The 20468-nt window shown below is 69.5% G+C and carries 22 protein-coding genes and 1 pseudogene; 3 read left to right on the forward strand and 20 right to left on the reverse strand.

The window, feature by feature from the left end; all coding sequences use genetic code 11:
• Positions 1-7: 7 nt before the first annotated feature.
• The 14 genes from HWX31_RS26950 to HWX31_RS27015 all read right to left on the reverse strand — a co-directional run bounded on the left by HWX31_RS26950 (position 8) and on the right by HWX31_RS27015 (position 11771).
• Complete coding sequence (locus HWX31_RS26950; protein ID WP_174961771.1) at positions 8-1042, reverse strand: fimbrial protein; 1035 nt, start codon at positions 1040-1042, stop codon at positions 8-10.
• Positions 1039-3633, reverse strand: a complete 2595-nt coding sequence (locus tag HWX31_RS26955) for a fimbria/pilus outer membrane usher protein (RefSeq protein ID WP_244143856.1) — start codon at positions 3631-3633, stop codon at positions 1039-1041. The genes HWX31_RS26950 and HWX31_RS26955 overlap by 4 nt, the downstream gene beginning before the upstream one ends.
• A 190-nt stretch (positions 3634-3823) precedes the next feature.
• Positions 3824-4540 (reverse strand): fimbria/pilus periplasmic chaperone, encoded by a 717-nt coding sequence (locus tag HWX31_RS26960; protein WP_244143857.1) that lies wholly within the window; start codon positions 4538-4540, stop codon positions 3824-3826.
• Between the two features lie 199 nt (positions 4541-4739).
• On the reverse strand, positions 4740-5285 hold the full coding sequence (locus HWX31_RS26965) for a fimbrial protein (protein WP_174961768.1): 546 nt from the start codon (positions 5283-5285) through the stop codon (positions 4740-4742).
• A gap of 67 nt (positions 5286-5352) precedes the next feature.
• Positions 5353-5733, reverse strand: coding sequence for a hypothetical protein (locus HWX31_RS26970; protein WP_174961766.1), 381 nt, complete (start codon positions 5731-5733; stop codon positions 5353-5355).
• Between the two features lie 125 nt (positions 5734-5858).
• A complete protein-coding gene (gene fliR / locus HWX31_RS26975) occupies positions 5859-6641 on the reverse strand; it encodes a flagellar biosynthetic protein FliR (protein ID WP_174961764.1) in 783 nt (260 codons plus the stop codon).
• A 33-nt stretch (positions 6642-6674) separates the two neighbouring features.
• Complete coding sequence (gene fliQ / locus HWX31_RS26980) at positions 6675-6947, reverse strand: flagellar biosynthesis protein FliQ (RefSeq protein ID WP_010090257.1); 273 nt, start codon at positions 6945-6947, stop codon at positions 6675-6677.
• A gap of 20 nt (positions 6948-6967) precedes the next feature.
• On the reverse strand, positions 6968-7729 hold the full coding sequence (fliP, locus tag HWX31_RS26985) for a flagellar type III secretion system pore protein FliP (protein WP_010090256.1): 762 nt from the start codon (positions 7727-7729) through the stop codon (positions 6968-6970).
• A gap of 36 nt (positions 7730-7765) precedes the next feature.
• On the reverse strand, positions 7766-8323 hold the full coding sequence (fliO, locus tag HWX31_RS26990) for a flagellar biosynthetic protein FliO (RefSeq protein WP_174961762.1): 558 nt from the start codon (positions 8321-8323) through the stop codon (positions 7766-7768).
• Positions 8320-8817: a flagellar motor switch protein FliN gene (gene fliN, locus HWX31_RS26995; RefSeq protein ID WP_174961760.1), complete on the reverse strand. Its 498-nt coding sequence runs from the start codon at positions 8815-8817 to the stop codon at positions 8320-8322. Before fliN ends, fliO begins: the two co-directional genes overlap by 4 nt.
• A complete protein-coding gene (gene fliM, locus HWX31_RS27000; RefSeq protein ID WP_174961758.1) occupies positions 8810-9808 on the reverse strand; it encodes a flagellar motor switch protein FliM in 999 nt (332 codons plus the stop codon). The genes fliN and fliM overlap by 8 nt, the downstream gene beginning before the upstream one ends.
• 21 nt (positions 9809-9829) lie before the next feature.
• A complete protein-coding gene (fliL, locus tag HWX31_RS27005; RefSeq protein WP_042586664.1) occupies positions 9830-10366 on the reverse strand; it encodes a flagellar basal body-associated protein FliL in 537 nt (178 codons plus the stop codon).
• Between the two features lie 195 nt (positions 10367-10561).
• Positions 10562-11284 (reverse strand): LrgB family protein, encoded by a 723-nt coding sequence (locus HWX31_RS27010; RefSeq protein WP_059725241.1) that lies wholly within the window; start codon positions 11282-11284, stop codon positions 10562-10564.
• Positions 11285-11297: 13 nt separating this feature from the next.
• Complete coding sequence (locus HWX31_RS27015; RefSeq protein WP_006491291.1) at positions 11298-11771, reverse strand: CidA/LrgA family protein; 474 nt, start codon at positions 11769-11771, stop codon at positions 11298-11300.
• 141 nt (positions 11772-11912) lie between these two features.
• Between HWX31_RS27015 and HWX31_RS27020 the strand changes: the two genes are divergently transcribed.
• Entirely contained in the window at positions 11913-12836 is a 924-nt protein-coding gene (locus HWX31_RS27020) for a LysR family transcriptional regulator (protein WP_059757704.1), read from the forward strand.
• Between the two features lie 82 nt (positions 12837-12918).
• On the opposite strand, the pseudogene HWX31_RS27025 reads toward HWX31_RS27020, so the two are convergent.
• The 3 genes and pseudogenes from HWX31_RS27025 to HWX31_RS27035 form a co-directional block, all read right to left on the reverse strand.
• Positions 12919-13154, reverse strand: a pseudogene (locus HWX31_RS27025) (type II toxin-antitoxin system Phd/YefM family antitoxin).
• A gap of 129 nt (positions 13155-13283) precedes the next feature.
• Positions 13284-14855, reverse strand: a complete 1572-nt coding sequence (locus tag HWX31_RS27030; protein ID WP_059614652.1) for a DHA2 family efflux MFS transporter permease subunit — start codon at positions 14853-14855, stop codon at positions 13284-13286.
• Between the two features lie 157 nt (positions 14856-15012).
• A complete protein-coding gene (locus tag HWX31_RS27035; protein WP_174961756.1) occupies positions 15013-15501 on the reverse strand; it encodes a MarR family winged helix-turn-helix transcriptional regulator in 489 nt (162 codons plus the stop codon).
• Between the two features lie 167 nt (positions 15502-15668).
• On the opposite strand from HWX31_RS27035, the gene HWX31_RS27040 reads away from it, so the two are divergent.
• Complete coding sequence (locus HWX31_RS27040; protein WP_174961929.1) at positions 15669-15953, forward strand: multidrug ABC transporter ATPase; 285 nt, start codon at positions 15669-15671, stop codon at positions 15951-15953.
• A gap of 234 nt (positions 15954-16187) precedes the next feature.
• On the forward strand, positions 16188-17726 hold the full coding sequence (locus HWX31_RS27045) for an efflux transporter outer membrane subunit (protein WP_174961754.1): 1539 nt from the start codon (positions 16188-16190) through the stop codon (positions 17724-17726).
• 24 nt (positions 17727-17750) lie between these two features.
• Here HWX31_RS27045 and gspN read toward each other — a convergent pair whose 3' ends face one another.
• From gspN to gspL, 3 genes are read right to left on the reverse strand one after another with little or no spacing between them, the layout of a single operon-like run.
• Positions 17751-18566, reverse strand: coding sequence for a type II secretion system protein N (gspN, locus tag HWX31_RS27050; RefSeq protein ID WP_415493184.1), 816 nt, complete (start codon positions 18564-18566; stop codon positions 17751-17753).
• A gap of 15 nt (positions 18567-18581) precedes the next feature.
• Complete coding sequence (gene gspM / locus HWX31_RS27055; RefSeq protein ID WP_174961752.1) at positions 18582-19085, reverse strand: type II secretion system protein GspM; 504 nt, start codon at positions 19083-19085, stop codon at positions 18582-18584.
• Positions 19082-20452: a type II secretion system protein GspL gene (gene gspL / locus HWX31_RS27060; RefSeq protein ID WP_175933985.1), complete on the reverse strand. Its 1371-nt coding sequence runs from the start codon at positions 20450-20452 to the stop codon at positions 19082-19084. The genes gspM and gspL overlap by 4 nt, the downstream gene beginning before the upstream one ends.
• Between the last annotated feature and the right edge of the window lie 16 nt (positions 20453-20468).

Here is a 20468-nt window from a genome sequence, read left to right on the forward strand (position 1 = left end):
CGCGGCGCTACCGATAGATGATCGTGAAGGTCGCCGAGCCGCTGGCGACGCCCGGCCTCGTCGCCGAGCCGGCCTGATAGTACCGGGCCGAAAGGGGGACCTGGAGGTTCAGCGACGATGCCGGCGAATCGCCGATGCGCCACGGCGTGCCGAGCGGCACCGGCCGGCCGTCGCTCATGAGCAGCTGGATGCCGACGCCGGAGGCCGTGCTCGACGACGACAGCGCCAGTACGCCATTCGACGCATCGAGCGCGGCGCCGTCGAGCATCAGGTGGACGGCGTAGGCGCCCGCCACGCCGGTATCGCACGCCACGCCGATCGTGAAGCTCTTCGACGGCGACGTCGAGCCGACGCCCGAACCGAGCCCGGACGACTTGCCGAGCGCCTGGGGTCCGAGGTCGACGAAAACCGCCGGTGTCGTCGTCGAGCAGGTCGTCGGCTGGAACGAGATGTCGTCGAACCCGTGCGTCAGGTAGCGCGCCGCGTCGGAGTACGCGTTGTTCGGACCGCCGATCAGCAGGGTCGGGACCGACTGGAACGAAAGCGGGGCCGGCACGGACGGTGTCGGCCCGGTCTTGACCAGTTCGACGTCGACGGTTGCGTTGACGATCGTGAAGCCGATTGGATTGATCGTCGTGCCCGTCGGGAACGATGCGGCGCCGTGCCCCCGGTTGCCGTTGTAGGTCACGTACAGCGCGAGGCCGTTGGCCGTCAGCTGCGGATCGTCCATCCATCGATACAACGTCGCTTCGACACCGGCGGCTCCAGGTACCTGAAGGATCTGTGAGCACCGCGCGACGACGTTGATCCCGCGCTTGCTCCACAGCACCGTGCCGATCGGGGCATCCGCCGAGATCTTGAACGCAGACGGCAGGCGTCCGAGTTCCGACGCCGACGCGTTCGTGCAGGTTGCCTCCGACGCTTGCGCGCAGCCGCTGCCTGCTGCCCACAGCAGCACGCCGGCCATCCTGCGCAGCCAATCCGCGCGACGCCCGGTGCGAATGCGCAAGCGCGGGCTCCCGCCCTTGCGTTGTGTTTTCATCGTGATGCTCCTGCCGGGCTTCGTCGGGCGGCCGGCGCGCCGCGAGGGGATCCGCCGAATGCGTCGGCGGGTTCCGCTTCCAGTTCGCAGGGGGCGTCGATGCGCTCGATGCCGATTCCCGCCGCCTGCCGATCCGGCGGCGGCAACGCGACTTTGATCGAGCATCGCCACGCGTCGGCGCGCCCCCATTTGACGGTGAGCGTGTCGTTCGGCGCCGTGATCCGCACGTAGATCTGCCCGCCCTGCGACACGATCCCGACGTTGTCGCCGTTGCCGTCGAACACCGGCGCGCCGAACGGCAGCTCCACGCCATCCGGCGTCGTCGTCCGGATCAGCAGCGGACGGCCCTTCACCGTCGGGTAACGCAGCATCACGACGGCGCCCTGGCGCGGCGCGACCTGCTGGCTCGTCGTCCGCAGCTCGACGTCGGCGGGCAGGCCGCGCGGATTGATCTCGATCTGGTTCAGGCGATACGGGTTCAGGTGCGGCACGACCGCGTAGCCGCGCCGATCGAGGCGGATGCCGCCGTACCCGGCGACCGCGGCGCCGCCGGCGGCCGGCGCCGCGACGACGGCCATCGTGTCGGCCGCGTACGGAGTCGCCGTCACGCCTCCGGGGTGGACGACGACCCCGCCGCCGACGCCGAACGATCCCGATCCGTAGCCGCTGCCCTTGCCGAGCGCGCCCTGGACGGCCACGACCGGCGTCCGGTACTGGCCGGACACCGTGCCCGAATACGTCGCGCCGGCGTCGCGCGATCCGGAAACCGAATAGCTGCCCTCGTTGGCGGCGCCGATGAAGCCGGTCGCGGACGCCATCGACGTGACGCCGTTCAGGCTGTCGCGCACGACGTTGACGCTCAGGCGCGGCGCCCGCGGCGTCGAGCCGAGCGGCATCGACACGGTCAGCATGACCTGCGTGTCGGCGTCACCGGCGAACGTGCGCGTCCGGTCCACCGACACGCTGTAGTCGAACCGGCGGTAGAAGTTGCTGTAGCCGACGTGGAACTGCGTGTCGGTGCCGCTGCGCGCCCAGTAGTTCTGCGTAAAGCCGCTCGCGTAGAGCTGCCCCCACCTGCCGCCGAGCGGCTGCGCGGCGGTGATCGACACGCGGCTACGGGTGCGCCACGCGGGCCGTGCGGCCGCGCCGGTCAAGCCGCGCTTCGCGTTGTCGACGAAGACGAGCGCATTGCCGAAGTCGACGTAGCCCGACGACGAGAAGCGATAGGCGGCCACCGACAGGTTGCTGTTCGTCGACGCGATCGTCTTGCTGTACGTGACGCGCATGCTCGTGCCGCGCAGCCGCTGGCCATGCGCGGACGTCGACGCGCCGGACACGTCGAGCGCGATCGCGCCGAGCGGCGTGTTGAGTGCGCTGCCCGCGAGGAGGCTCTGGTAGTGCTCGTTCGCCAGCACGCCGCCGTACAGCGTCAGCAGGTTGGTCACGCCGCGGCTGTACGTCGCCTGCATCACGCGCGGGGTGTACGACAGATCGACGTTGCGCACGATGCCGGCGACGACGCTGAACCGGCTCCGGCCGGGCCGCAACGACTGCGCGACCGACGCGTTTGGCACCCTGAACGCGCGCTCGCCGCCGTCCGCTTCGATGACGGTCACGTCGAGATCGCCGCCGTAGCCGGTCGGGAACAGGTCGTCGATCACGAACGGGCCCGGCGGCACCGCCGTTTCGTAGATCAGCGCGCCGCTCTGGCGTATCGTCACGCGCGCATTCGTGTTCGCGATGCCGCGCACGACCGGCGCGTAGCCGCGCTGCGAATCCGGCCACATGCGGTCGTCGGTCGCGACCTGCACGCCGCGGAACGCGAAGGTGTCGAACAGCTCGCCGGACGTATTCGCGTCGCCGATCCGGATTCTCGCCTCGAGCGCGGTCAGGTCGTGCTGCACGTAGGTGTTGGCGACGTCGTAGCGCCGGTCGCCGCGCTGCTGCCAGTTCAGAGCGCCGTCGTGACGGAAATACCAGCTGCCGACGTTGACGCCCGCATTCAGGCCGACGTACGCGGCGCTGGTACCCTGTCCGCGCGCGACGTTCCGGTAAACGTTCGCGTTGTAGCCGACCCAGCCGGCCGTCACGCCGTCGTCCCATTTCGACGGATCGACGTAGCCGCGCGTCGCGCGCCGCAACAGCGCCTGCGGAATTTGCACGTCGAGGCGCGCGGCACCCGCATCGAACGACGCGGACGCGCCCGGCAGCAGCGCATCGAGCGGTACACACGCGGCGGGCTCGTCGAGCATCGCGAGCGCGTCGGGCGAGACCCGGTCCGGGTCGGCGTTGAGTTTCCCGAACAGCGTGCGGCCGAGGCAGATCTGCGGAAGGTCGCGGCGCGCGGCGCGCACCGTCACGTCATCGCGGCCGATCGGCATGCCGTTCAGGTACACGTCGGCGCGGTACTGGCCCGGCCAGACCGGATTGCCGCGCTCGAAGCCGGACAGGTCGATGTCGCTGCCGGGAGGCATGGCGACGAGATCCGGGTTGAAGCGCACCGATCCGGCCCCCGCATTGTCGCCGGCGGCGGACACGTGCTCGCTGCCGGCGGCGTCGAGCGCCATCGCCGAACAGGCGAACAACACCATCGCACATGACCAGCACGGGACGGGCATCTGCGGGCAGGCGCACCGCCTCTCCGCACGATCGGCGCATTCCATCGAATTCGCTCCAGACACTCGAACCAAACGTGCTGCGTGCGGGGCAGGGCTCTGGCGCAGCGGCGGTCGGTTCCGGCTGTCGGGCCGCGGTCCCGCGGCCTGGCGTGAACAGGCGCTTCTAGCGGGTGTCGTCGACCGTCGATTCCCACGGCGCGCCGGTGCCGAAGTCGTTGATGGTCGAATAGTCGAGCTTCGTGCCGGGCGGGAGCGCCGGCAGCGGCGCATCCAGACGGAATACGTGCGACTGCCGCGGCGCCACCATCGCGCCGTCGACGAGCTCGAACGTGCGGCCGCCATGCGCGATGCGCGCCGACAGCACGATGACGTTGAAAGGCGACGGGTTCGTCGCGCGCAACGCATAGCCCTTGCCGTCCGGCGCGGCCGCGAGCGACCACTTCAGCTGCTTCGCCGCGGCGACGGCGCCATCCGCGTCGAGCCCGACCGGCCGGAAGAACAGCTTGATCCGCGAGCGGAACGCCAACTGCAATGCGGTCGTCGAACTGGTTTCCTCGACGCGCGGCGGAACGTCCAGGACGTTCAGCCAGAACACCGATTCCCGGTCCTGCGGAAGCGGCTCGCCGGTATAGACGATCCGGACGGTCTGCCCTTTGCCCGGGTCGATCCGGAACACGGGCGGCATCAGCACGAACGGCACCTTTGCGGTGCCGGGACGCGAATGAACGTCGCCGTCGTCGAGCCAGGCCTGCACGAGCGCGGGCTGCGTGCCGTTGTTGTCGGCCTTGACGGTGACCTCGCGGTCGCCCGCCGGGTAGACCACGCGGGTGCCGGAAACGATGACGGTTGCCGCGGCCTGCTGCGCGACGCACGCGAGCAAGATGCAGGCGCACGACGATAAACGGCGGAAGAGGGACAAGAGGATCGGGGCCATCATTCGTGGAGCGATTGACAGGGAGCGCCGACGCGCGGCGCTTCCCGCGGCACGATCATGCCGGCGGCATGCGTCATGCCGCCGACGGACATCGCCGCAACGAGCGGGCACGCAAGGGGCGCCGCCTGTCACGCCTGCGCGCGAATCAGAGGTAGTCGATCGAGTAGGTGACCGACGTGTTGACGCTGCCAGCGGTCGCCGTGCCCTGCGCGTAGTACTGCGCGCCGTAGGTCATCGTCGCGGCGTTGTTCACGAGCGGCACCGAGCCGCCGTTGCGCTGGCTGACGTCACCCGTTTTCAGCGCACTTCCGTCCATGCCGAGCAGCTGCACGGACACGTTCGTAGCCGCATTGTTGGTCGCCCGGTTGGTCAGCGTGCCGTCCGCGGTATTCACGTTAGGACCGGCCTCGAAGAATGCGCGCACCGACCTGCCGGTCGCGTTTGTGCAGTTCTTTACCGCGATCGTGAAGTTCGTCGCACCGATCGTCGCGCCTTTCGACGAGAGCGAACTCGCGCTCACGCTCGGCAGCTGCACCGTGCCGTTTTCCTTGGCGCCGTTGACTTCGACGTCGCAGGTCGCACCGTTCAGCGAACCCGTGATGGTCACGGTGCCGTCGTATGCGTGCGCGGTGAGCGGCACGAACGTCAGCGCCACAATAGCCGTCGAAACCACGGTAAGTTGCTTGATCATGTTTTTTTCCCTCTGTGATTCGCTCGAAAAGATTCTGCCGGCCGTTCCTCGGTGCCGGCAGATCAATTTAGTGAGTACAGGCGGGTCTCCACAATCGTAATTCGTCCAGAAACAGCGCCGTCAGCGCGGCAAGCCGTCCGGCCGCGATGCGTGCGAGCGCGCCCAATGCGGCGCCGAAGCTCGGCGTATGTGGCGAGACCGGGACGGGCGGCAACGTATCGACTGTTTGCCAGTGATCGACGTTGGTGTAGAAATCGAGCGAACACAAGCGGCCCGCGCGGTCGAGCGTGAGGGTCAAGGTGCCGGCGGTGATGACGCGAGGGGCGTCGGGCGGAATGCCGAATTGCTCGTCCAGCTGGTCGCCAAGTGTTGGCGGCTGAGCCGGCTGATTATCCGGCGCGTAGCGAATCTCGCACGAGAGCGTGAAACTGTCGTCTTCCCATTGCACGCCGGCGATTGCCGGCGCAGCGAGCAGCGTGACGAGATTTCACGTCGTCGTCAGCAGCCGATGCGCGGCGCGATTCTCGTCTACCTTCGAAGTACGACGGCCATGCGTCCGGTGCGAATGCCCTTTTACCGCCATCCCACCAGCACCCGCCCCATCGCATCCAGCCCCATATCGAACAAGTGCCCGAAGAACGGCACCATGTTCGGCACCATCAGCTGCACGAGCAGCAGGCCGACCAGCATCGTGACCGGAAAGCCGACCTGGAAGATCCCGACCTGCGGCGCCGCGCGGTTCAGGATGCCGAGCGCGAGGTTGGCGATCAAGAGCGCCGCGACCACCGGCAGCGCGAGCAGCAGCCCCATCTGGAACACCGTCGCGCCGAACGCGGCGAGCGTGCGCCAGCCGGGCGCGTGCAGCAGTTCGGCCGACACCGGCAGCGCCTGGAACGACGCGGCGAGCGCCGCGAGCACCTGCAGGTGGCCGTCGAACGCGAGGAACGCGAGGATCGCGACCGCGTTCAGGAAGCGGCCCATCACCGGCGTCGCACCGCTCGCGTGCGGATCGAAGAAGGTCGCGAAGCCGAGGCCCATCGACAGGCCGATCGCGTCGCCGGCGGCCTGCGCGGCGGCGAACACGATCTGCATTGTGAAGCCCATCGCCACGCCGATCAGGAACTGCGTGACGACGATCCAGATGCCCTGCGCGGAAAACACGGTGACGGCCGGCAGCGGCCCGAGCGTCGGCGCGACCACCAGCGCCATGAATGCCGCGACGCCGATCTTCACGCGTCCCGGCACCGACGCGTGGCCGGTCACCGGCGCGACCGCGACGAGCGCGAGCATCCGCACGAACGGCCACAGGAACGCCGTGAGCCACGCGTTGAGCTGCGCGTAGGTGACCGAGAACATCGCCGGAGCCCGGAGCCGCTAGGCGTGCGCCGCTCAGCCCGCGCCGAGCGTCGCGACGTGCAGCAGGGTCTGCCGCAGGTAGTCGAGCACGGTCGTCATCATCCACGGGCCGGCGATCACGAGCGTGGCCAGCACCGCGAGCAGCTTCGGGATGAACGACAGCGTCGATTCGTTGATCTGCGTCGCGGCCTGGAACAGGCTCACGAGCAGGCCGACCGCGAGCGCGACGAGCAGCAGCGGCGCGGAGACCAGCAGGCCGACCACCATCGCGTGGTGCGCGAGCGTCATCACTTGTTCGGGCGTCATCGCATGCTCTCCGGAGCGTTTCAGGTGAAGCTCTGCGCGAGCGAGCCGAGCAGCAGCTGCCAGCCGTCGACGACGACGAACAGCATCAGCTTGAACGGCAGCGACACGGTGGACGGCGACACCATCATCATCCCCATCGACATCAGCACGCTCGCGACGACCATGTCGATGATCAGGAACGGGATGAAGATCGTGAAGCCGATCTGGAAGCCCGTCTTCAGCTCGCTGGTGACGAACGCGGGCACCAGCAGCGACAGCGGCACGTCCTCCGGGCCCTGCATCGGCGCGGCCTTCGAGATCTTCGCGAACAGCGCGAGATCGGTCTCGCGGGTCTGCTTCAGCATGAAGCCCTTGAACGGCGCGACGCCGCGCTGCACCGCCTGCTCCATCGGCACGCTGCCGTCGGAGAACGGCTTGTAGCCGTCGTTGTACGCGCGGTCGAGCACCGGCGACATCACGAAGAAGGTGAGGAACATCGCGAGGCCGACCAGCACCTGGTTGGGCGGCGTCGACGACGTGCCGAGCGCCTGCCGCAGCAGCGACAGCACGATGATGATGCGCGTGAAGCTCGTCATCATCAGCAGCATCGCCGGCAGGAACGACAGCATCGTGAGCAGCAGCATCGTCTGCACGCTCAGCGAGTAGGTCGTGCCGCCGTTCGGGCCGGGGGCCGCGTTGAAGGCGGGCAGGCCCGCCGCCTGCGCGCATGCGAGCGCGGGGGCAAGGCCGAGGATCAGGGCGGGCGCGATGCGCGCCGCGCGGCGCAGGAAGACGTGTTTCATCGGAATGCGGTGAGTGGAAGGGCGCGCGAGCGCATCTCAGCGGTCCTTGCCGCGCCCGAAACGTTTCGCGGCTTCGCCCGCGAGCGCATCGCGAAAGCGCTGGCCGAACGTGCCGGGCAGGCCGTCGCCGGCAGCGGGCGCGGAGGCCGGCGGCGCATCGGCCGCGACGGCCGCACCGGCGTGCGCGGAGCCGGCCGGCAGCGTGTGCAGCAGCCGGACGTTGCCGGGCGCGACGCCGAGCACCAGCCACGTATCGCCGATCTCGACGATCGTCGCGCTTTCCTTCGCGCCGACCGCGACGCTCGACACGACCTTCAGCGGGCCGCCGCGCCGCGCCGGCTGGAAGCCGAAGCGGCGCGCGAGCCATGCGCAGCCGAACACGAGGCCGATCACGACCGCGAGCCCGACGAGCGTCTGCAGCACCGCGCCGACGCCGAGCGACGGCGCGGCCGAGCCGACCACCACGCTCGACGCGATCGCGTCCGCATGGTTCACCGCGTTCAGGTCGGCGGCCGCGGCCGCCCGGGCGACGAGCGCGCCGGCGGCGAGCGCGGCCAACGCAACCAGACGGCGGCCGGACGGCGCGAATCTCATCGATTCAGTTTCCGGATGCGCTCGGACGGCGTGATGATGTCGGTCAGGCGGATGCCGAACTTGTCGTTCACGACCACCACTTCGCCCTGCGCGATCAGGCAGCCGTTGACCAGCACGTCCATCGGCTCGCCGGCGAGGCCGTCGAGCTCGACGACCGAGCCCTGCGCGAGCTGCAGCAGGTTGCGGATCGCGATCTTCGTGCGGCCGAGCTCCACGGTCATCTTGACCGGGATGTCGAGGATCATGTCGATGTCGTTGTGCGTCGACGTCGACGCGGCCTTCGACAGCGGCTGGAACACGCCGGCGCCCGTCGCGCCCGGCTGGACCGCCGGCTGCTCGTTCTGCTCGGCGAGCGCGGCCGCCCAGTCGTCCAGCCCCTGCTCGTCATCGGCGTCGGCGGCAGCCGCGGTCGCGGCCGCGGGAGCCGTCTCCGCGAGTGCGGCGTCAGCCAGCGCCTGCGGGTCGAGGTCGTCCGTCTGATTCAGCTCACTCATATCCACCTTCCCTCATCGTGTCGTTCGCGCTGATCATCTTCTGCACGCGCAACGCATATTGACCATTGAAAATCCCGTAACCGCATTCCATGACCGGCACGCCGTCGACCTTCGCGGTGATCGTGTCCTCGATCGCGAGCGGCAGCACGTCGCCCGCGCGCAGGTTGAGGATCTGCTCGAAGGTCACCGGGATCTCGGCGAGATTCGCGGTCACCTCGACCTCGGCCGTCTGCACCTGCTGCGACAGCACGCGCACCCAGCGGCGGTCGACTTCGAGCGCCTCGCCCTGGATCGGCGACGCGAGCACGTCGCGAATCGGCTCGACCATCGAATACGGCATGCAGATGTGCAGCGTGCCGCCCGTCGGCCCGAACTCGATCGAGAACTGCGTGACGATCACGATCTCGTTCGGCGTCGCGACGTTCGCGAACTGCGTATGCATTTCCGAGCGCACGTATTCGAACTGCAGCGGCCGCACGCTCTTCCACGCGGTCGTGTAGTGCTCGAACACGAGGTTCAGCAGCTTGCCGATGATGCGCTGCTCGGTCGCGGTGAAGTCGCGGCCCTCGACGCGCGTGTGGAAGCGCCCGTCGCCGCCGAACAGGTTGTCGACGACGAAGAACACGAGGTTCGGGTCGAACACGAACAGCGACGTGCCGCGCAGCGGCTTCACGTGCACGAGGTTCAGGTTCGTCGGGATCGGCAGGTTGCGGGTGAACTCGCTGTACTTCTGCACCTTCACCTGGCTGACGGAGATTTCCGCCGTGCGCCGCATGAAGTTGAAGATGCCGATGCGCAACAGACGCGCGAAGCGGTCGTTGATGATCTCGAGGCCGGGCATCCGGCCGCGGACGATCCGCTCCTGCGTCGCGATGTTGTAGGGGCGGATGCCGGCTGCGTCGCGCTTTTCGTCATCCGCGTCGGCTTCGCCCGTGACGCCCTTGAGGAGTGCATCGACCTCCTCCTGGGACATGAACTCCGAGTGGCCCATCTGCGTTCCTTTGTCGGCGAGTTACTGGACGACGAACTCGGTGAACAGCACGTCGTCGACCTTCGCGTGCTGGTTGCCCGGCTGCGTCGGCTGCTCGATCAGCCCCTTCAGCTCGCCGGCGAGCGCGCGCTTGCCGTCGGGCGTCGCGAGCTCCTCCGGGTGCTTGTTGCTCAGCGCGAGCAGGATGCGGCTGCGGATCTCCGGCATGCGCGCGGTCAGCTGCTCCTGCGCCTTCGCGTCGGTGATCTTCAGCGACAGCCCGACGCGCAGGTAGTGCTGGATGCCGTCTTCCGACTGCAGGTTCACGGTGAGCGGGTCGAGCGGGAAGAACACCGGCGCGGCGAGCGGCGGCGGTTCGACGGGGCCGCTCGCATGGCTGACGCCCTGCTTGCTCAGGAACACGTACATGCCGCCCGCGGCGGCGGCCGCGGCGCCGAGCGCGATGACGGCGAACAGCGCGATGCGCTTGAGCTTGCCGGACGAAGCCGGCTTGTCGGCGGGCGGATTTGCAGTCGTGGAGGCCATGTGAATGCGTGCGTGGTGACTCGTAGCATGCATTGTTCGGCATCCGGCCCGAAGCCGATGGGCGGAAAAGAGGGGGGATTTGCGGTTATCTCAGGCGATTGTCGGGCGGGCGGGGCGGCGAGGGGCGCAGCGACGGGCGGCCGGAGGGCGGGCAACGGCAAAAGGCCGGGCGAACGCCGGCAGCCGCGATCGGCCGGGCGGCCGCGCCGGCGTGCCCGGCCGCCGCCGTCAGATCGGCAGCAGCGTCAGCAGCGGCGCGAGCAGCACCATCGCGACGCCCGCGATCATCATCGTCAGGCTCGACACGACGCCTTCCTCGCTGCCGATCTCGCGCGCCTTCGCGGTACCGACGCCGTGCGCGGCCGCGCCGAACAGCGCGCCGCGCGCGAGCCGCGTGCGCATCGGCACGAGCGCGAGCACGATCTCGCCGAGCAGCATCCCGCAGATGCCGGTCGCGATCACGAACAGCGCGGTCAGGTCCTTCGGCGCATGGATCTTGTCGGAGACGGCCAGCGCGAACGGCGTCGACACCGAGCGGGTCATCAGCGAGCGCTGCAGCTCCGGCGACAGGTGCAGCAGCTTCGCGAGCAGCAGCGACCCGCATACGCCCGCGCCGATCCCGACCGCGACGCCGACCGACAGCGACAGCCAGTGGCGGCGGATCAGGTCACGATAGTCGTAGATCGGCACCGCGAAGGCGATCGTCGCCGGGCCGAGCAGCCACATCAGCCAGCGCGTGTCGCGGAAATAGACCGAATACGGGATGCCGGTCAGCAGCACGAGCAGCACCAGCACGCCCGGCACGAACACGAGCGGCGAGAACAGCAGCGTCTTCTTGTACGCATAGAGCCGCTTCGACGCGAAATACAGCACGATCGTCAGCACGAAGCAGCCGACGGAGATCGCGGTATTCACCCGGTCGGCGGGCAGGTTCGATAGCGCGGCGAGCATGGAAGGCTCCGGCTCAGTGGGCGATGGCGCTCAGGCGCGCGCGGCGGCGTTCGGCGAATACGCGCTGTGCGGCGAGCCGGCGTTCGAGCTTCGCGGCGAGATCGACCGCGACGGCCACCGCGACCATCACGAACGCGGTGCCGGCGAGCATCACCAGCGCGATGCGCCAGCCGTCCTCGCGGAACAGCCCGCCGTACTGCACGGCCGCGACGGCGGCCGGCACGAAGAACAGCAGCATGTCAGATAGCAGCCAGTTCGCGCCGTCCTTCACCCACGCCGGCGCGACGCGGCCCGAGAACAGCAGCACGAGAAGCACCGCGAGGCCGATCACGCCGGACGGAATCGGCAGCCCGACCTTGCGCACGGCCCAGTCGACCGCCATCCACAGCACGCCGAGCGCGGCGGCCTGCAGCACGATCCGGCCCGTGTGCGCGAGGCTGCCCGAAGCGGCAGGGCGGGCGGCGGCAGTGGCGGTCGGCTTGTTCATGGCGGGCTCCCTACAGATGTTTCTGTCAATGGAGCAAGTATAGGGTTTCCCCTAACCATAAATAAAATGACTTGTCTCTATCCTTGTCATTCCAATTCGGAATTCGCTTGAATTCAGCTGCACCAATCTGGGGAGTGATCGATGGAATTGCGCGCGCTGCGGTACTTCGTCGAGGTGGTTCGCCAGCAGAGCTTCACCGCGGCGGCCGACAAGCTGTTCGTGACCCAGCCGACCATCAGCAAGATGGTGAAGGCGCTCGAGGACGAGATCGGCTCGCCGCTGCTGCTGCGCGACGGCCGGCAGATGGTGCTCACCGATGCCGGGCGGATCGTGTTCCAGCGCGGGCAGGACGTGCTCGCCGCGCAGGCACAGCTGCAGTCGGAGCTGAACGATCTCGGCACGCTCGGCCGCGGCGAGCTGTCGATCGGCATCCCGCCGCTCGGCGGGTCGCTGTTCACGCCGATCATCGCCGCATACAAGCAGCGCTACCCGAACATCGAGCTGAAGCTGTTCGAGCAGGGCGCGCGGATGATCGAGGCCGCGCTGGTGGCGGGCGAGCTGGAGCTGGGCGGGCTGCTGGAGCCGGTCGACCCGGAGGTATTCGACCGGCTGCCGATGGTGCGCGCGCCGCTGTGGCTCGTCGCGCCGCGCGAGTCGCGCTGGGAGGAGCACCCGGCGGTGCCGCTCGCGGACCTCGCGCGCGAATCGTTCGTGTTCTATGCGGAAAGCCTCGCGCTGCACGATGCGGTGCTCGACGCGTGCCGGCAGGTCGGCTTCACGCCGTCGATCGTGAGCCGCAGCGGGCACTGGGATTTCATGGCCGCGCTCGTGCACGCGGGGGTCGGCATCGCGCTCCTGCCGGAGCCATACTGCCGTCGGCTCGATCCCGACCAGTTCACGTGCCGGCCGATCGTCGAGCCGGAGATCACCTGGGCGATCGCGCTCGGCTGGCTGAAAAAGGGCTATCTGTCGCACGCGGCGCGCGCGTGGCTCGAGGTCGCGCGCGCGACGCTGCCGGGCGCGCCGGGCGACGATCTCGCGTTTGGCGGGTTGCGGGCGCGGTGATGGAGTTGAGCGTACTGGCGATGTTCAGCAATTCGGCCGCGCCCCCGCCGCCTAAGGGATCAGGTGTGTGCGAGCAGCAGCTTCACGCGTTGCTGTGGAACAGCTTCCGGATTTCGTCGGCGCCCTTCGAGTCGAAATCGTCCGGGATACGGATCTGCCCCTTCATGAAGCCGATCCGGCTCGACGACTCAGGTTTCGGCGTTTCGATCGGCACGACCTTGACAAGTGGTTTGCCGGCTTTCGCAATCACGAACGGTTCACCAGCATGGACGGCTTCGACAAGTTCGTCTCCGCATCATGCATGTCATAGGTCCGCATCGCGCCCACCAATAAGCCAAGTAGCGAGGTTCACGTGTCATGACAGCGCAGTTTAATTGATCGACGTGAGCAACGCCGGTCCGTTCGCGACACAACGGCCAGGCAGCGCCACGCCCGATCACGCCGACATCAATGCCCCATCGCCGGCCCCGCGCCCTTCCTCGGCTTGGTGATCCACACGAGCGCCGCGAGCGCGACGAACACGATCGCCGACAGGTGGAAGAAGTCGTTGGTCGCCATCATGAAGCCTTGCTGCGTGACGATCTGGTTGATCTGCGCGTTCGACATCTGGCCCGCGATGCCGAGCTGCGCGAGCGCGCCCTGGTAGTCGGTCGTGCTCTGCGCGTAGACGCTCACCGATTCCGACAGCCGCGCATGGTGGTAGATCGCGTCGTTCTCCCAGAACGTCGAGCTGGCCGCGGTGCCGATCGCGCCGGACAGCGTGCGCAGGAAGTTCGACAGCCCCGACGCGCTCGCGAGCCGCTCGTCGGGAACGCTCGACAGCGTGATCGTCGTCATCGGCACGAAGAAGCACGCGACGCCGATCCCCTGCACGAGCCGCGGCAGGATCACGTGGTTGAACGGCACGTCGAGCGTGAACGTCGAGTTCCAGATCGACACCCCGGCGAACACGATGAACGCGAAGCTCGCGACCATCCGCAGGTCGAGCCGGTGCATGTTGCGCCCGATCAGCGGCGACAGCACGAGCGCGAGCAGCCCGACCGGCGCGGTCGCGAGGCCGGCCTTGCCGGCCGTGTAGCCCATCACCGTCTGCAGCCACAGCGGGAAGATCACGACCGAGCCGAAGAACGCCATGAAGCCGAACGAGATGATCAGCGCGCCGAGCGCGAAGTTGCGGTCCTTGAAGAGCGTGAGGTCGACCACCGGCTCCTTCTCGGTCGCCTCCCACACGAGCATGAACGCGAGCGACACGACCGCGATCAGCGCGAGCGCGACGATGAACGTCGAGTTGAACCAGTCGCGGTCCTTGCCGAGGTCGAGCATCATCTGCAGGCACGATACGCCGATCACGAGCAGCGCGAGGCCCACCGCGTCGATCCGCTGCCTGGTCGTCTTCGTCTCGCGGCCGCGCAGCAGGAAGTACGCGCAGGTCGCCGAAAAGATGCCGATCGGCAGGTTGATGTAGAAGATCCACGGCCACGTGTAGTTGTCGCTGATCCAGCCGCCCAATAGCGGGCCGAAGATCGGCGCGACGATCACCGTCATCGCCCATAGCCCGAGCGCGAGCCCGCGCTTCGCGGGCGGGTAGCTGCGCATCAGGATCGTCTGCGACAGCGGCACCATCGGCCCCGACACGAGGCCCTGCAGCAGCCGGAACGCGATCAGCGTCTCGAAGTTGTTCGCGAGGCCGCACAGCGCGGACGCGACCGTGAACGCGAGCACCGACAGCGTGAAGAGGCGCACCTCGCCGACCCGCCGCGCGAGCCAGCCGGTGAGCGGCACCGCGATCGCGGACGCGACCGAATACGACGAGATCACCCACGTGCCTTCGCTCGTCGCGACGCCGAGGCTGCCCGAGATCGTCGGCACCGCGACGTTCGCGATCGACGTGTCGAGCACTTCCATGAAGGTGCCGAGCGCGAGCCCGACGGTGAGCAGCGCGAGGGCGCCGCCGGACAGCGGCGCCGGTTCGGCGGCGGGGGACGCGGGCGAGGCCGCGGAGGCCGTGGTGGCGGACATCGGAATCTCCTATGCGCGGCGCGCGCAAAGCGCACGTCGGGCGTGCACGGCCGAGAACGACGGGAAGTACATGGAGCGGAGCGTATGACGCGTCATCTTCTGCCCAGACAGATAAATAAGTGAACGCTTAACCAAAATGTCGACGCCTCGCGCAGCTTCAGCAGTCCGGCTCGCCGGACGAATCGCACCCGGGGATGCCGGGGCTGTTCGCGATGAAGCGCTGCAACAGGCCCGTGAGCGTCGCGAGCTCGTCGGCCGAGAAGCCGGCGAGCTGCGCGTTCAGCGCGGTCGCGATCAGCGACGGCAGCGCGCGGGCGGCGTCGGCGCCGCGTTCGGTCAGCGTCAGCTCGATCACGCGGCGGTCCTGCTCGCTGCGCGAGCGCGCGATGAAGCCCTTGCGCTCGAGCCGGTCGAGCATCCGCGTCATCGAGCCGCTGTCATACGCCATCTTGCGCGACAGCTCGAACGGCGTGCGCACGTATCCGCGCGACAGCAGCAGGATCACGCCGACCTGCTGCGCGGTCAGGTCGAGCGGCTCCAGCGCGCGGTCCATCCGCTCGATGAGCGCCTGACGCGCCTTCGTCAGGTAGTAGCCGAGGCTCGATTCCAGCTCGATGCCGTCGGGATCGTAGAGACCGCCGTTCATTCTCGATTGCGCGGGCAGCAATAGTGCCTTGTCGGAAAAACGCGACCAGTATCTTGAAAATTAATTGCTTAGTCAATATTATTTCAGGCAACCAGTTACGACGTGCGACCTGCACTGCCGGAGACGATGTTCTGACCTGCCTTGCCCGCGCCGCGGGCACCCCGAGGATGTTCGCGATGCTGTTCCTGAAAAATGCCGTCGGCGCGCTGCGCCGCAACCTGACCGATACCGCTCACCATGTGTTCTCCGGGCCGCACCGCGGCTGGAAGCTCGCGCTGTACGTCGCGATGCTGGTGTTGCCGGGCGGCTCGCTCGCGGCGCTCGGGTTCGCCTGGTTCGATCATCGCCGGCAGCGCAACGCGAAGGGGGCGCGCAATGGCGAACGCAAGGCGGCGGCCACGGAGCCGTCGTCATGGCGCACGGCCGCCATCGAGCCCGCACGCTGCCACTGACTGACCGGCCGGCGCCTGCCGGCGAGCGGCGCGCCCGTGTGCGCCATCCGCCGCAAGCGATCCGTAATGCCCGGTAAACCGGCCTGCCGCGCCGGTAACACATTCCCGCCGCCGCGCGCCTTACCCTAACGGCTGCGCAGCTTCCCCGCCGTCAGTTACCATTTGTCCGCCTGCGGCCTGCCGGCCGCATCGCGTGCCCATGCCCCGGGCCGCGCCCAGACAGGAATCACACGCATGCCGTACGTCCCATCCCCGCGCGCCCGCCGCCCGTTTGCCGCCGCCGTCGCCTTCGCGACCGCCGTGCTGCTCGCCGGCTGCGCCGTCGGGCCCGACTATCATCGCCCCGATACGCCGATGCCCGCCGCGTTCAAGGAAGCGCCCGCCGGCTGGAAGGTCGCGCAGCCGGCCGACGGCGCCGACCGCGGCGCATGGTGGAGCGTCTACGGCGACCCGCAGCTCGACGCGCTGATCGACAAGCTGAACGCGTCGAACCAGACCATCGCGCAATCGGCGGCCGCGTACCGGCAGGCGCGTGCGCTCGTCGCCGAGGCGCGCGCCGCGTATTTCCCGACCGTCGGGCTCACCGCGTCGGGCTCGCGCTCCCGCACGCCGCGCGCGTCGCTGTCGTCCGGCTCGTCGTCGAGCTTCGGCGGCGGCAGCTCCGGATCGATCGGCAACAGCTACAGCGTCGGCCTCGACGCGTCGTGGGAGCCCGACCTGTGGGGCAAGGTAAGCCGCACGGTCGGCGCGCAGCGCGCGGGCGAAGCGGCGGCCGCCGCCGATCTGGCGAACGCGCGGCTGTCGCAGCAGGCGACGCTCGCGCAGACCTACTTCCAGCTGCGCACCGCCGACGCGCTGCAGAAGCTGCTCGACGACACCGTCGCGTCGTACGCGCGCTCGCTGCAGCTCACGCAGAACCGGTACGCGCAGGGCGTCGCCGCGCGCGCGGACGTGATCCAGGCGCAAACGCAGCTGCAGAGCGCGCAGGCGGCCGCGATCGACAACGGCGTCGCGCGCGCGCAGTACGAGCACGCGATCGCGACGCTGATCGGCGAACCGGCGTCGACGTTCTCGCTGCCGCCGCTGCCGCTCGCTGCCGAGCCGCCCGTCACGCCGGTCGGCGTGCCGTCGGCGCTGCTCGAGCGGCGGCCCGACATCGCGGCGGCCGAACGCCGCGCGGCCGCGGCCAACGAGCAGATCGGCGTCGCGATCTCGGCGTTCTTCCCGACGCTCACGCTGTCGGCGCAGGGCGGCGTGCAGAGTTCGGTGTGGTCGAACCTGTTCACGCTGCCGGCGCGCTTCTGGACGGTCGGCCCGCAGCTCGCGGCGACGCTGTTCGATGCGGGCCTGCGCGCCGCGCAGACGGAAGCCGCGCGCGCGACCTACGACCAGGACGTCGCCGCGTACCGGCTGTCGGTCCTCACCGCGTTCCAGGACGTCGAGGACAACCTGGCGTCGCAGCGCATCCTCGCGCAGGAAATCGACGTGCAGCGGCAGGCGGTGGACAGCGCCGAACATGCACTCGCGATCGTGACGAACCAGTACAAAGCCGGCACGGTCGACTACCTGAACGTGCTGACCGCGCAGACGACCGCGTTCAGCGCGCACCAGAAGCTCGCGACGATCACGGGGCAGCGGATGGTGTCGTCGGTCGGGCTCGTGAAGGCGCTCGGCGGCGGCTGGGACGTGTCGCAGATCGCGCGCGAGACGGGCGGCGTGGCCGCGCCTGCGCCGGCCAGCGGCGCGGCGGCCGTGCCGGTTGCGCAGAAGTGACGTGAAATGCGCGCGGCGCGCGCGTCAGCGCGCCGCGTCGCCGTAGATCAGCGACACCGAGCCGTCGCCGACCGGATGGCCGAGCAGGTTCAGCAGGCCCGCGAGGTTCGCCAGCTGCTCGGGCGCCGCATGCGCGGTGCCGCGGAACGACCCGCTGCCGGGCCCGAATGCGCCGTGCCCGTCGAGAAACAGCGGGCCTTTCGTCGTAGCCAGGTCGAGATCCGCGCCCGAACCCTTTGCCTGCAGCACCGCACGGTACGAGCCGAGCGGCTTCACGCGCGACACGCGCGAGCTCATGTCGTCGATCGTCACCGTCAGCTGGCCGAACGTGTTGCTGCCGATCAGCCGCCAGTCGCTCCAGCCGACCCGCACGTCGCCCTGCAGGTCGAGCGTGTTGAACGGCGTGCCGAGCCCCGCCAGCAGCGACGCCGGCACCGCCATCCCGCCCGCGGACAGCACCGCGCCGCGCCACGTCGCGTCGAGCGTGACCGCCTCGGGCATCGCCTCGGTCTGCCGCATCCGCATCTGCACGCGCCCGGTCAGGAGCGGCCAGAAGCCCGTCGTCCACTCGACCCGCCCCGGCAGCAGCGTCGCCGCGCTGCGGTCGGCGCCCGGCGCGAGCATCAGTGTCCCCGAGCCGTGCCACAGCGAACCGTCCGGATCGACGAGGTTCACGTGGCCGCCCGTCGCGCGCGCGAATTGCGGCGCGATCCACGCGGCCGGCGCGAGCGCGACCAGCGTGACGGCGGTTGCGAGTCCGCCCGCCGCGAGCCACGGCAACGCGGCCCAAAGCCGTCTCGACCACGGCCTGATCGGCCGGCCGCCGCTTGCATCATCCATTGCGTCGTTTCTGCATCATTTCTGCGTCGACGGCTGCATCACGGCCGTCAGGTCGACCTGGCCGTCGTCCTTCAGCGCGGTGACGTGCGCCTCGCCGACCTGCACCTTGAACTGCTTGCGCGCGTCGTCGAGCCATTGGGTCCACACCGGGAACGACGCGTTCTTCAGCTGGATCTGCACGCCGTTGCCGACCACCTGGATCTGCCCGCCGGGCATCCCGTGGTCGGACAGCGACGCCGTCAGCGCGTCCTTCAGCGCGGCGCCGGTCGGCGCGACGCCCTGCGCGGCCGCCGTGAGCGAGCGCGCCTCGTTCGCCTGCGCGGTCATCTTCGCGAGCTCGGCGCGCATCGCCGGCAGCGCGCGCATGATCCGCGCGCGGCCTTCCTGCGCGGGCGACCACAGCACCGAATAGGCGATCGCGACCGCCAGCACGGCGCCGCCCCAGCCGAGCAGGTTCTTTTCCCGCGGGGTGCGCTCACCCCAGAATTGCGTGAGCGTCTGGTTCAGTTCAGCCTTCATGACCGGCTCCGGATCGTCCATTTGCCCGTGCTGCTGTCGACTTCGCCGGCCAGCCCGTTGCGCGCGAGGCGCTGCGTGAAGTCGGGATCGACCGTCACGCCCTGCTTGAAGCCGACGTCGAGCCGCCGGTCGTGATAATCGAGCGACGCGATGCCGTTCATCGGCAGCGCGCCCATCGAGCGCGACAGCCCGCTCGCGAGCGCGAGGAAATCGTTCGGCGACAGCTCGCCCGCCGCGAGGCGCAGCTGGTCGAGCTGGCGCTGCATCTGCGCGGCCGGATCGAGCACCGTCGTGGTTTTCGGGAACGCGGACAGCAGCGTCTCGGTGATCTGCGCGGACAGCGCATCGCGCTCGCGCGACAGCTTCCACCAGTGCGCGTTCATCCCGATCACCGCGACGCCGAGCGTCGCCGCGACGAGCGCGACCGGAACCCGCAGCCGCTTGAGCGTTGCGCGGTCGAAGCGCCACGGCTGCGACTCGAATTCGAACTGGCACAGATCGAAACGCTCGGCCAGCGCGCGGCGCGCGAACGTGTCGAACGGCAGCGGCGCCGCGCCCGGCAGCAATGGCTCGACGTCCGTGCGCTTGACCGACGCGAGCTGCGGTTCCGCGCCCGGCTCGCCGAGCTCGTACAGCTCGACCGGGGCGTCGCCCGCGAGCGCGGCGAGCGTGCCGGACGCGCGCTGCGCGGGCGCAGCGAAGCCTTCGCCCAGCGCGCCGCGCGCGACCGCCAGCTCGAGCCGCGGCGAGCCGGATGCGTCCGGCTGCGCGCCCGCTTCGACGAGCACCGGCTCGACCGACGCCGCGACGCCCAGCACCGCGGCGACCGCGGTCGGGCGCGGCGGCGGGGCGGCGTCAGCCCCGGCTTCGGCGACGGCCTCGTCGGCCGCCGGCGCCGGATCGGTAACGGCCACGGCCGCCGCGAGCGGCAACGGCAGGCAGCGCGTCGCGGGCACCGCGCGCAGATGCCGGTGGCCGGCCGCGGTAAACGCGTCGCAGATCGCGCGGAACCACGCGCGATCGACGACCGCGAGCACGCGGCGCCCGTCGGGCAGCGCGGCCGGATCGACCGCGACGTGGCAGCCCTGCGGGTCCTGGATCAGCTGGTCCTCGACGATGTTGGGCAGCGCCTGGCGCAGCTTCGGCCCCTTGAGCGGCGGCACCGTCGCGGCCAGCAGCAGCACGTCGCGCGCGGCGACGACCAGCACCGTCGCGGCCGCGCGCGGCAGCAGCGCGAGCGCGGCGCGGCCGGCCCGCTGCGTCTGGCCGGCCTTGTCGACGAGCATGAACGGCAGCTCGGGCCATTGCCATTCCTGCAACGGCACGGCGGGCTCGCGCGGCGGCAGTAAAACAATCAGCGTGCTCAAGGGCTCCTCTCCCGAA

It is taken from the genome of Burkholderia ubonensis (assembly GCF_902833085.1).
GTDB classification, from domain to species: domain Bacteria; phylum Pseudomonadota; class Gammaproteobacteria; order Burkholderiales; family Burkholderiaceae; genus Burkholderia; species Burkholderia ubonensis.

Coding starts and splice junctions, on each gene's coding strand:
- HWX31_RS26950 (WP_174961771.1), bottom strand. CDS start 1,042: ATGAAAACACAACGCAAGGGCGGGAGCCCGCGCTTGCGCATTCGCACC.
- HWX31_RS26955 (WP_244143856.1), bottom strand. CDS start 3,633: ATGGTGTTGTTCGCCTGTTCGGCGATGGCGCTCGACGCCGCCGGCAGC.
- HWX31_RS26965 (WP_174961768.1), bottom strand. CDS start 5,285: ATGATCAAGCAACTTACCGTGGTTTCGACGGCTATTGTGGCGCTGACG.
- fliR (WP_174961764.1), bottom strand. CDS start 6,641: ATGTTCTCGGTCACCTACGCGCAGCTCAACGCGTGGCTCACGGCGTTC.
- fliQ (WP_010090257.1), bottom strand. CDS start 6,947: ATGACGCCCGAACAAGTGATGACGCTCGCGCACCACGCGATGGTGGTC.
- fliP (WP_010090256.1), bottom strand. CDS start 7,729: ATGAAACACGTCTTCCTGCGCCGCGCGGCGCGCATCGCGCCCGCCCTG.
- fliO (WP_174961762.1), bottom strand. CDS start 8,323: ATGAGATTCGCGCCGTCCGGCCGCCGTCTGGTTGCGTTGGCCGCGCTC.
- fliN (WP_174961760.1), bottom strand. CDS start 8,817: ATGAGTGAGCTGAATCAGACGGACGACCTCGACCCGCAGGCGCTGGCT.
- fliM (WP_174961758.1), bottom strand. CDS start 9,808: ATGGGCCACTCGGAGTTCATGTCCCAGGAGGAGGTCGATGCACTCCTC.
- fliL (WP_042586664.1), bottom strand. CDS start 10,366: ATGCATGCTACGAGTCACCACGCACGCATTCACATGGCCTCCACGACT.
- HWX31_RS27010 (WP_059725241.1), bottom strand. CDS start 11,284: ATGCTCGCCGCGCTATCGAACCTGCCCGCCGACCGGGTGAATACCGCG.
- HWX31_RS27015 (WP_006491291.1), bottom strand. CDS start 11,771: ATGAACAAGCCGACCGCCACTGCCGCCGCCCGCCCTGCCGCTTCGGGC.
- HWX31_RS27020 (WP_059757704.1), top strand. CDS start 11,913: ATGGAATTGCGCGCGCTGCGGTACTTCGTCGAGGTGGTTCGCCAGCAG.
- HWX31_RS27030 (WP_059614652.1), bottom strand. CDS start 14,855: ATGTCCGCCACCACGGCCTCCGCGGCCTCGCCCGCGTCCCCCGCCGCC.
- HWX31_RS27035 (WP_174961756.1), bottom strand. CDS start 15,501: ATGAACGGCGGTCTCTACGATCCCGACGGCATCGAGCTGGAATCGAGC.
- HWX31_RS27040 (WP_174961929.1), top strand. CDS start 15,669: ATGTTCGCGATGCTGTTCCTGAAAAATGCCGTCGGCGCGCTGCGCCGC.
- HWX31_RS27045 (WP_174961754.1), top strand. CDS start 16,188: ATGCCGTACGTCCCATCCCCGCGCGCCCGCCGCCCGTTTGCCGCCGCC.
- gspN (WP_415493184.1), bottom strand. CDS start 18,566: ATGGATGATGCAAGCGGCGGCCGGCCGATCAGGCCGTGGTCGAGACGG.
- gspM (WP_174961752.1), bottom strand. CDS start 19,085: ATGAAGGCTGAACTGAACCAGACGCTCACGCAATTCTGGGGTGAGCGC.